Source organism: Massilia sp. NBRC 108631, from assembly GCF_059704565.1.
On record NZ_BAAKJE010000237.1, the window covers coordinates 1 to 10,604 of the forward strand.

Here is a 10,604-nt window from a genome sequence, read left to right on the forward strand (position 1 = left end):
GTAAGCGTGCACCACGCCGAGGAAGAACAGGAACAGGCCCATGAACACGGCGCTGTGGTGCGAAAACACCACCACGCCGGCCAGGAACAGCACATGGACCAGCACCAGCGGCAACGGCACCGGGGTGTCCTTGACTTCGCCGGGACCGATGCCGTCGCTCGGATCGTCCAGCCGGCCCAGCTCGCGCGCGAACAGCGTGGCCGCGGCCACCGCGTTGAACAGCACCGCCACGGCGGCCTTCCAGCCTATGTTGCTGAGCATGAAGGCCATGTCCCAGTGCCACTTGGCCGCCACCATCAGCACCGGCGGCGCGGCGAACGGGGTCAGGGTGCCGCCGATGGAGACGTTCACGAACAGCACGCCCAGCGTGGCGTACTGCAGGCGCGGCGAAATGCCGCCGGCGAAAATACGGCGCGCCAGTATCAGCGCGGCCAGGGTCATGGCGGCCGGTTCGGTAATGAAGGAGCCCAGCAGCGGCACCACCGCCAGGATCACGATATAGGGGCCCATGCTGCCGGGCAGCGGCAGCGCGCGCGCCAGCAGGCGCACGGCGGCGGCCGTGCTTTGCAGGATGGGGCGGGTGGCCGCGATCACCATGATGACGAACACGAACAGCGGCTCGGTGAAGTTGCGCCCGTCCAGGTAGGCGGTGGCGCCGTCCTTGCCCAGCAGCGCTGCCATGCACAGCATCAGCACCAGGGCCCAGAAACCGAACACCACTTCCACCTCGCCCAGCAAGTGCCACAAGCCGGCGTGGGCCGGGCGCGCGTGCGCCAGCCGCTCGAACAGCTTGGTGGAAAAGGTATGCACGATGGCGACCGCGAACAAAACCGCGCCGATGATTTCAATGATGCCGGGTGCCACGCTGCCTCCTCTATGCCGATGCCTGCGGGCATTGTACGACAGCCCGGCGGTGGTGGCGCCTGCCCGCAGCGGCTTTGCGCAAACGCAAACGCCGGCGGCGCGCGCGGAGCCACACTCTGAATTCGGCGCGGCATCCAGCCGCCGCCGCTTCGAACTGGAGGCGATATGGAATCCGAAGTGATCGAAACCCTGCTGACCCCGCCCAACAAGCTGCCGGTCAGCTACGTACCCACCCCGTCCGCACCCTACCGCGTGCACCGCAAGGCGGTGCAGGCCACCATGCAGCCGGGCCGCCCTTGCCGCGTCCTCAACGGCCAGGCCGCAGCGGCCTTCCCGGCCGGCTCGCGCGTGCTGATCTGGAAGCAGGACCCGTCCGTGACCGAGATGGGCACCCGCAAGGCCTTTCTGCCCGGCGTGATCCTGGAAGGCCCGCGCGACGCGCGCATCGCCAGCGGCGCGCCCGGCATCCAGCCGGTCAGCCCGAACGCGTTCGGCGACTTCATCATGCAGCCCAACACCGACCAGTTCGACGCCGTGCACACCTTTGCCGTGGTGCGCCAGACACTGACCATGTACCAGCGCGCCCTGGCCACCGGCGGCGAGTCGGCGCCGCTGCCCTGGCAATGGAACAGCGCCAACGACACCGCCCCGCTGCAGATCTTCCCGCACGGCCTGCCGGACGTGATGAACGCCTACTACAGCCGCGACGAGCGCGCGCTCAAGTTCGGCGACTTCGTGCCCAGCGGCGCCGACGAACGCATGTACACCTGCCGCTCCTTCGACATCGTGGCGCACGAAACCGGCCACGCGGTGCTGGACGGCCTGAAGCCGCGCTGGCTGCTCAACAACAACCCGCCGCAGACCGGCGGCCTGCATGAATCGTTCGGCGACCTGACCGCCATCTTCCTGACCCTGTCGCAAATGGACCAGACCGAGGCCGTCATCGCGCAAACCAAGGCCGACCTGCACGACAAGACCTTCCTGGCCGACATGGCAGAGCAGTTCGGCATGGCGCTGGGCCGCCCGAATGGCCTGCGCAACGCCGACAACGACCTGAAGCTGTCCGAGACCGGCAACCAGGTGCACGCCATTTCGCAAGTGTTCACCGGCGCCGTCTACGACATCCTGGCCGACATGTTCAGCCACGAGCGCCATCCCGGCCTGCAGGACGACGCCGCCGTGCTGCACCGCGTGGGCGACTACCTGTGCGGCCTGGTGCTGCGCGCGCTGATGGCCGCGCCCGACCACGGCGCCACCTACGCCCACGTGGTCAACCACATGCTGCGCCTGGCCGCGCAGGACGGCAAACCGGCCGAGTACCGCGACTTCATCCGCAACCGCTTCAGCCTGCGCGAGGTGGTCGTCGCGCCGGGGGTGTCCGCCGGCACCGCGCCCGAAGCCCAGGCCGGCAACGGGCATGCGGCCGAGGCCGGGCAAGCTGCGGAAGCCGAACTGGCGCCGGACGTGGAAGACCTGCCCGGCGTGCCGCAGGACCGCCGCGCCTGCTGCGGCACCATGAACAACGCCCAGTATTTCGAATTGGAAGACGCGCTGGAGCAGGAGCGCGCCGAACTGGCGCGCTGGTGCCAGGGCTACGCCGCGCGCAACGGCGGCCAGCTGCACGCTTAGCTGCATGCCAAGCTGCACGCTTGGCGGCAGGCCTGGCGGCTTTGTCATTGCGGCGCGGGCCGCAATGACAAGAACGCATTTGCTTATGCGCATAGTATCTAAGCTTAAAACCTGCCTTGAATTGTGGCGGCGCGCAAATTACCTTAAAATACAGTGCTTTGCTGTAGCCGACCAACATAGATAGGACTGTCATGACCCACGTAGTTACCGAATCTTGCATCAGCTGCCGTTACACCGACTGCGTCGATGTTTGCCCGGTAGATTGCTTCCGCGAAGGCCCGAACTTCCTGGTTATCGATCCGGACGAGTGCATCGATTGCGCAGTCTGCGTTGCCGAATGCCCAGTGAACGCCATCTTCGCCGAGGAAGACGTGCCGGCCAACCAGGTCCAGTTCATCAAGATCAACGCCGAACTGACGCACTGGCCTTCCATCACCAAGACCAAGGCGGCCTTGCCGGAGGCGGAGCAGTTCAAGGATGTTCAGGACAAATTGCACCTGCTGGTGCGCTGAGCGGATGCACTGATCCTCAGAATCGTCCTACACAAAAGCAGCGGAAACGCTGCTTTTTTTGTTTTCGTTGAAGTACTATCGTTATGCCATGGTCACCTTGGTTCGATGATGGCCTTGCCTGCAGTTACGGCGAAATGCTTTACGTCATGGTCAAATATCCTATAATGGGTTCATGATTTCCCATCGTTAACAGGAATATTTATGCTTTACCAACTGCACGAAATGCAACGCACGTTCCTGACGCCCTTGATGCAATGGGCCGATGCGTCCTCAAAACTGTTCAGCAACCCAGTCTCTCCTCTGGCGCATACGCCGTTTTCACAGAGGATCGCAGCAGGTTACGAGCTGATGTACCGCTTGGGCAAAGAATACGAAAAACCGGCGTTCGGCATTGATAGCGTTACCGTCAACGGCAAAGACACCCGCATTGTCGAGCACGTGGTGATCAACAAGCCCTTCTGCCGCCTGATCCACTTCAAGAAAGACCTGAGCGACAAGGACATCCGCGCCCTCAAGCAGCCCACCGTGCTGCTGGTGGCGCCGCTGTCCGGCCACCACTCGACGCTGCTGCGCGATACCGTCTCGGCGCTGCTGCAGGAACAGGATGTCTACATCACCGACTGGACCGACGCGCGCATGGTGCCGCTGTCGGCCGGCCCGTTCCACCTGGACGACTACATCTTCTACGTGCAGGACTTTATCCGCCACCTGGGCCCGGATCTGCACGTGATTTCCGTCTGCCAGCCGACCGTGCCGGTGCTGGCCGCCATCTCGCTGATGGCCACCGCCAAGGACCCGAAACTGCCGAAGACCATGACCATGATGGGCGGCCCGATCGACCCGCGCAAGTCGCCCACGGCGGTAAACAACCTGGCCACCGAGAAGAAGTTCTCGTGGTTTGAAAACACCGTGATCTACCCGGTGCCGCCAAACTACCCCGGCTTCGGCCGCAAGGTCTACCCCGGCTTCCTGCAGCATGCCGGCTTCATCGCCATGAACCCCGGCCGCCACGCGCAGAGCCACCGCGAGTTCTACATGCACCTGGTGAAGGGCGACGACGAACCGGCGGACAGCCACCGCAAGTTCTACGACGAGTACAACGCCGTGCTCGACATGCCCGCCGAGTACTACCTGGACACCATCAAGACCGTGTTCCAGGAATTCTCGCTGCCGCAGGGCACGTGGAAAGTGGGCGGCCAGCTGGTGCGTCCGCAGGACATCACCAATGTGGCGCTGTTTACCGTGGAAGGCGAGCTGGACGACATCTCCGGCGCCGGCCAGACCCAGGCCGCGCACGACCTGTGCTCCAACATTCCGGCCGACATGCAGCAGGATTTCGTGGCGCCGGGCGCCGGCCACTACGGCATCTTCTCCGGCCGCCGCTGGCGCGAGGTGGTGTGCCCCAAGATCAGCGAGTTCATCCGCAAGCACGGCTAAGCAGCAGGCAATTCGCAAAACCCCGGCCGGTCCGGGGTTTTTTTACGCCCGCCGCGCGCAGATATCGGATAATGGCGTATTCATCGCCACCGAACACGCCGTGCCCAACGCTGCCCCACCCTCACTTGCCGACCGCATCGAAGACGTCCTGCCGCAAACGCAGTGCACCAAATGCGGCTATAACGGCTGCCGCCCCTACGCCGAAGCGATCGCCGCCGGCGGCGCGGGCATCAACCAGTGCCCGCCGGGCGGCGCCGAAGGCATCGCCCGGCTGTCGGCGGTGACCGGCTACCCGGTGATTCCGCTCAACCCGGTCAACGGCCTGGAGCGGCCGCGCGCGGTGGCCTACATCGACGAATCGCTGTGCATCGGCTGCACGCTGTGCATCCAGGCCTGCCCGGTGGACGCCATTGTCGGCGCGGCCAAGCAGATGCACACCGTGGTCCCCGAGCTGTGCACCGGCTGCGACCTGTGCGTGCACCCGTGCCCGGTGGACTGCATCGTGATGTACCCGGTGACGGAAAGCACCGGCTGGCAAGCCTGGTCGCAGGCCGACGCCGACGCCGCGCGCGAGCGGCACGACTTCCGCGCCCTGCGCCTGCGGCGCGAGATCCAGGAGAACGACGCGCGGCTGGCGGCCAAGGCGGTGGAAAAAATGAAGGCGGTCGAAGCGCTCGACCCGGCCACGGCGGCCGGCGAGGCGGAGAAGGAGCGCAAGCGCGCCATCATCGCCGCCGCCATGGAGCGCCTGAAAAAGAAACCCGAATAAACAACCACCAATGAACGCAGCCAAGCGCCACGCAATCTTCAGCCGCCTGCGGGCGGCAAATCCCTCCCCCAAGACCGAGCTGGAATACACTACGCCGTTCGAGCTGCTGATTGCCGTGCTGTTGTCGGCGCAGGCTACCGACGTGGGCGTGAACAAGGCCACGCGGCGGCTGTACCCGGTGGCGAACACGCCGCAAGCCATGCTGGACCTGGGCCTGGACGAGCTGACCGACTACATCAAGACCATCGGCCTGTACAAGACCAAGGCCAAGAATGTGCTGGCCACCTGCCGGATCCTGATGGACAGGCACGGCGGCGAAGTGCCGCGCACGCGCGAAGAGCTGGTCGAGCTGCCGGGCGTGGGGCGCAAGACCGCCAACGTGGTGCTCAACACCGCATTCGGCGAGATCGCCATGGCGGTGGACACGCACATCTTCCGCGTCTCCAACCGCACCGGCATCGCGCCGGGCAAGAACGTCGACGTCGTCGAAGAAAAGCTGATGAAGTTCGTGCCGAAGGAATTCCTGCTGGACGCCCACCACTGGCTGATCCTGCACGGGCGCTACACCTGCATCGCCCGCAAGCCCCAGTGCTGGAACTGCATCATCGCCGACCTGTGCGAATACAAAGCCAAGACCGCCATCCCCGCCGGCGTCTAGCGAGCTGAGCCGCATTCCCCCACCACCGGGGTCAGACCCCGAAGTGGTGGAAATGCGGCTCAGGCTGCCTGGCAAAAATCATGCACCATACCAACAGTCCGACTTGCCGCATCCGGCGCGGCGCGGCGCCCTCACTCTGAAAGAGCGAACTGAGCCGCATTTCTACACGCCGGGGTCTGACCCCGAAGTTGTGGCAAATGCGGCTCAGGCTGCTTATAGGAGAACCATGTTGTCGCGGTGGATCAGCTCGTGGCCTTCCAGGTAGCCGAGCACCGATTCGATCTCGGCCGAGGGTTTGCGCTTGATCTTGCGCGCTTCCGCGCTGCTGTAGTTCGATAGGCCGCGCGCCACCGCGCTGCCGTCTTCCGCCACGCAGGTGATCACCGCGCCGCGCCCGAATTCGCCCTTGACGTCGATCACGCCGATCGGCAGCAGCGACTTGCCTTCCTTGCTCAGCTTCTGCACCGCGCCCGCGTCCAGCACCACCTGGCCCGCCGTGTGCAGGTGGTCGGCCATCCACTGCTTGCGCGCCGTCAGGTGGCCGGTCTGCGCCGCCAGCTCGGTGCCGATGGATTCGCCGCCGGCCAGGCGCGTCAGCACGTTCTCTTCGCGCCCGAACGCGATCACCGTGTGCGCACCCGACTTGGCCGCGCGCTTGGCCGCCAGGATCTTGGTCAGCATGCCGCCGCGTCCCAGCGACGAGCCGGCGCCGCCCGCCATCGCCTCCAGCGCCGGGTCGCCGGCGCGGCCCTGCTCGATCAGGTAGGCCCCCGGGTCCTTGCGCGGGTCCGCGCTGAACAGGCCGCGCTGGTCGGTCAGGATGATCAGCGCGTCGGCCTCGATCAGGTTGGCCACCAGCGCGCCCAAGGTATCGTTGTCGCCGAACTTGATCTCGTCGGTGACCACGGTGTCGTTCTCGTTGATGATGGGCACCACGCCCAGGCGCAGCAGAGTGGTCAGGGTGGAGCGCGCGTTCAGGTAGCGTTCACGGTCGGCCAGGTCGGCGTGCGTCAGCAGCACCTGCGCCGTGCCCAGCTGGTGGGCGCGGAAACTGGTTTCGTAGATCTGCGCCAGGCCCATCTGGCCCACGGCGGCGCAAGCCTGCAGTTCGTGGATGTCGGTCGGGCGGCCCTCGAAGCCCAGGCGCAGCATGCCCTCGGCAATGGCGCCCGAGCTGACCAGCACCACCTCTTTGCCCAGCGCGCGCAAGGCGGCGATTTGCGCGGCCCAGCGCGCAATGGCGGCGTGGTCCAGCCCACGGCCGTCGTTGGTGACCAGCGACGAGCCGACCTTGATGATGATGCGGGTGGATTTCTGTATGACGGAATTCATGGGTGCGGCGGTTCTCATTTCAATCAACTCGATAGTCCCGGCGCGCGTTGCGCTGCCAAGCCGTGCCTTGCGTGCTTGATTTTCGAAGGGCGGGTTGCCCTGCCTTGCCGCAGACAGCGCCAGCCCATGGTAAGGGGCTGGCACTGTTGATGGGAATGCAAATCAGCGAATAGCTGATTATGCCGTTGTTGCAGAGTTATTGCGAGTTACTGAATTTCGGTTGCGAAATTGAGCCCCGGATCTCAGTCCAGGATCTTGAAGCGCGGATCGTCCGGATCGATCGAGGAAATGCCGCGCGCCTCTTCCGTCATCTGGGTTTCTTCGGCACGCTGCTCGCTGTGCTTTACTTGCTCCAGGTGCTTGTAGATGGCGTTGACCAGTTCCTGCGTGCCCTCGTGGCTCAGCGCGGAGATCTCGAACACCGGCCCCTTGAAGCCGAACTTCTTGACGAAGTCCTTGACCTTCTTGGCGCGCTCGGCTTCCGGGATCACGTCCAGCTTGTTCAGCACCAGCCAGCGCGGCTTGTCCACCAGCGCCTCGTCGTACTTCTTGAGCTCCTTGACCAGGGCCTTGGCTTCCTTGACCGGATCGACCGTGTCCTCGAACGGGGCCAGGTCGACGATGTGCAGCAGCAGGCCGGTGCGCGACAGGTGGCGCAGGAACTGGTGGCCCAGGCCGGCGCCTTCGGCGGCGCCTTCGATCAGGCCGGGAATGTCGGCGATGACGAAGGACTTTTCATGCGACACGCGCACCACGCCCAGGTTCGGGTGCAGCGTCGTGAACGGGTAATCGGCGATTTTCGGCTTGGCGTTGGACACGGCCGTGATGAAGGTGGACTTGCCCGCGTTCGGCATGCCCAGCAGGCCGACGTCGGCCAGCACTTTCAATTCCAGGCGCAGCTCGCGGCGCGCACCTTCCTTGCCTTCGGTTTTTTGACGCGGCGCACGGTTGGTCGACGTCTTGAAGTGGATATTGCCCCAGCCGCCCTCGCCGCCCAGCGCCAGCAATTCGGTCTGGCCGTGTTCGGTCATGTCGGCGATGATGTCGCCGTTGACTTCGTCGATGATCAGGGTGCCCACCGGCATGCGCAGGTAGATGTCATCGGCGCCCTTGCCGTAGCAGTCCGAGCCGCGGCCCGATTCGCCGTCCTTGGCGCGGTGCATCTTCGAATAGCGGTAGTCGACCAGGGTGTTGACGTTGCGGTCGGCCACGGCCCAGATGGAACCGCCTTTGCCGCCGTCGCCGCCGTCAGGGCCGCCGAATGGGCGGAACTTCTCCCGGCAGAAAGAGGCGCAGCCGTTGCCGCCGTTGCCGGCGATGACTTCAATTCGTGCTTCGTCGATAAACTTCATAATGTGCCGCCATAAAACTAAAAAGGCTCTACCGTTGGCAGAGCCTTTCGATTGAAGGCTTGCGCCTTACTTTGCGTGGTAGCGCGAGATTACGCTGCTACTACGGTCACGAACTGGTGCGAGTTCGGGCCTTTGACAACGAACTTCACCTTGCCGTCCACCAGGGCGAACAGGGTGTGGTCCTTGCCGGTGCCTACGCCTTCGCCGGCGCGCACTGGGGTGCCGCGCTGACGAATGATGATGCCGCCGGCATTGATCGACTGGCCGCCGTACACTTTAACGCCCAGGCGTTTTGATTCTGAGTCACGGCCGTTGCGGGTAGTACCGCCGCCTTTTTTGTGTGCCATTTATTAGCTCCTAAATTAGCTGTAAATTAAGACGACGATTAGCCGTTGATCGAGACGATCTGGATTTCGGTGTAGTTCTGGCGATGGCCCTGATGCTTCTGGTAGTGCTTACGACGACGCATCTTGAAGATCTTGACCTTGTCGTGACGACCTTGGGAAACTACTTTCACCTGAACCGTTGCACCCGCGACGAGTGGCGTGCCGAACTTGATGGCTTCGCCTTCGCCTACCGCGAGTACTTGATCGATGGTGAGTTCGGAACCAATGTCAGCAGGTATCTGTTCTACTTTGAGTTTTTCGCCAGCGACAACTTTATACTGTTTGCCACCGGTTTTTATGACCGCGTACATGATTTGAAACCTCATCAAATGTTAAAAGAATCCTCCGCTGCGTACCGCAGAACAACAGTGTGGAACGGGGAGAACCTGCGATTATACACAAACCGAAAATTTGCGTCAAAGACTATTCCAAATTCTTGGCGAGCATGGTATGTCGGCAATATTGCCTGCGCGGACGCGCGGGCAGGCCGCCAGCGGCATTGCCAAGGCGACATCCCCTGTGGCAATCGACACCACAGCCGGGGCATGTCGTATAATCGCGGCACTTCTCTCACCCTTGCAGGTTTGCCTTGTCTGCCGCTACCCAACACGCCAACTCCAATTCCATCACCCAAACCATCGCCGCCGACATGGACGCGGTGAACACGGTGATCCGCCAGCGCCTGCACTCCGAGGTGCCGCTGGTTAACCAGATTGCGGAATATATCATCAGCGCCGGCGGCAAGCGCATCCGTCCCGTGCTCGTCTTGCTGGTGGCCAACGCCTATTCCTACAAGGGCGAGGCGCACCACGAACTGGCGGCGGTGGTGGAATTCATCCACACCGCCACCCTGCTGCACGACGACGTGGTGGACGAATCGTCGCTGCGGCGCGGGCGCGCCACCGCCAATGCCCTGTTCGGCAACGCCGCCTCGGTGCTGGTGGGCGACTTCCTGTACTCGCGCGCCTTCCAGATGATGGTGTCGCTCAACAGCATGCGCGTGATGCAAATCCTGTCGGACGCCACCAACGTGATCGCCGAAGGCGAAGTGCTGCAGCTGCTCAACATGCACGACCCGGACGTGAGCGAAGAGCGCTACCTGCAAGTGATCCGCTCCAAGACCGCCAAGCTGTTCGAAGCGGCGGCCGAGCTGGGCGCCTTGATTTCCGGCGCCAATGACGAGCAGATCGCCGCCGCCGGCGAATACGGCCGTTCGCTGGGCACTGCCTTCCAGCTGATCGACGACGTGCTCGACTACGCCGGCGACGCCGCCGAGATCGGCAAGAACGTCGGCGACGACCTGCGCGAAGGCAAGCCGACCTTGCCGCTGATCTGGCTGATGAGCCACGGCAGCGACGAGCAGCGCCAGCTGGTGCGTTCCTGCATCGAGAACGGCGACGAGCAGCACTTCGACACCATCCTGGCCGCCATCACCGGCAGCGGCGCGCTGGACTACACCCGCCGCGCCGCCGAAGTCGCCGCCGAGCGCGCCGCCGACGCGGTGTCCGGCCTGCCCGAGAGCGTCTACAAGGACGCCCTGCTGCAACTGGCGCGCTTCGCTGTCGACCGCACCCACTAAGAAACCTCAAGAAATATTGCCCTACCCCAAAATGGGGTCAGGGTTAATTATTCAGGAAATATTTCCTGAATAATTAACCCTGACCC

At 63.9% G+C, this 10,604-nt stretch carries 11 protein-coding genes; 6 read left to right on the forward strand and 5 right to left on the reverse strand.

The features are described from left to right. Positions 1-864: putative Na+/H+ antiporter (locus AC6H42_RS25545; protein ID WP_497549258.1), on the reverse strand; the 864-nt coding region annotated here is incomplete at its 3' end. A gap of 165 nt (positions 865-1,029) precedes the next feature. Here AC6H42_RS25545 and AC6H42_RS25550 point away from each other — a divergent pair. The 5 genes from AC6H42_RS25550 to nth all read left to right on the forward strand — a co-directional run bounded on the left by AC6H42_RS25550 (position 1,030) and on the right by nth (position 5,869). Then, positions 1,030-2,493 (forward strand): gluzincin family metallopeptidase, encoded by a 1,464-nt coding sequence (locus AC6H42_RS25550; RefSeq protein ID WP_057153480.1) that lies wholly within the window; start codon positions 1,030-1,032, stop codon positions 2,491-2,493. A gap of 191 nt (positions 2,494-2,684) precedes the next feature. After that, positions 2,685-3,005 carry a ferredoxin FdxA gene (gene fdxA, locus AC6H42_RS25555; RefSeq protein WP_057153479.1) on the forward strand — a complete coding sequence of 107 codons (321 nt, stop codon included), beginning with the start codon at positions 2,685-2,687 and terminating at the stop codon, positions 3,003-3,005. 201 nt (positions 3,006-3,206) lie between these two features. Continuing rightward, positions 3,207-4,442: a polyhydroxyalkanoate depolymerase gene (locus AC6H42_RS25560; RefSeq protein WP_057153478.1), complete on the forward strand. Its 1,236-nt coding sequence runs from the start codon at positions 3,207-3,209 to the stop codon at positions 4,440-4,442. 100 nt (positions 4,443-4,542) lie between these two features. Then, positions 4,543-5,211, forward strand: coding sequence for an electron transport complex subunit RsxB (rsxB, locus tag AC6H42_RS25565; protein ID WP_057153477.1), 669 nt, complete (start codon positions 4,543-4,545; stop codon positions 5,209-5,211). Between the two features lie 10 nt (positions 5,212-5,221). Beyond that, positions 5,222-5,869, forward strand: a complete 648-nt coding sequence (gene nth, locus AC6H42_RS25570; protein WP_057153476.1) for an endonuclease III — start codon at positions 5,222-5,224, stop codon at positions 5,867-5,869. A 213-nt stretch (positions 5,870-6,082) separates the two neighbouring features. Here nth and proB read toward each other — a convergent pair whose 3' ends face one another. The 4 genes from proB to rplU all read right to left on the reverse strand — a co-directional run bounded on the left by proB (position 6,083) and on the right by rplU (position 9,250). Beyond that, entirely contained in the window at positions 6,083-7,201 is a 1,119-nt protein-coding gene (gene proB / locus AC6H42_RS25575) for a glutamate 5-kinase (protein WP_057153475.1), read from the reverse strand. 242 nt (positions 7,202-7,443) lie between these two features. After that, positions 7,444-8,553 (reverse strand): GTPase ObgE, encoded by a 1,110-nt coding sequence (gene obgE, locus AC6H42_RS25580; RefSeq protein WP_497549259.1) that lies wholly within the window; start codon positions 8,551-8,553, stop codon positions 7,444-7,446. A gap of 89 nt (positions 8,554-8,642) precedes the next feature. Further along, entirely contained in the window at positions 8,643-8,900 is a 258-nt protein-coding gene (gene rpmA, locus AC6H42_RS25585) for a 50S ribosomal protein L27 (protein WP_056399363.1), read from the reverse strand. Positions 8,901-8,938: 38 nt separating this feature from the next. Next, on the reverse strand, positions 8,939-9,250 hold the full coding sequence (rplU, locus tag AC6H42_RS25590) for a 50S ribosomal protein L21 (protein WP_057153473.1): 312 nt from the start codon (positions 9,248-9,250) through the stop codon (positions 8,939-8,941). A gap of 278 nt (positions 9,251-9,528) precedes the next feature. On the opposite strand from rplU, the gene ispB reads away from it, so the two are divergent. Then, positions 9,529-10,518, forward strand: a complete 990-nt coding sequence (gene ispB / locus AC6H42_RS25595) for an octaprenyl diphosphate synthase (RefSeq protein WP_057153472.1) — start codon at positions 9,529-9,531, stop codon at positions 10,516-10,518. Positions 10,519-10,604: the final 86 nt, after the last annotated feature.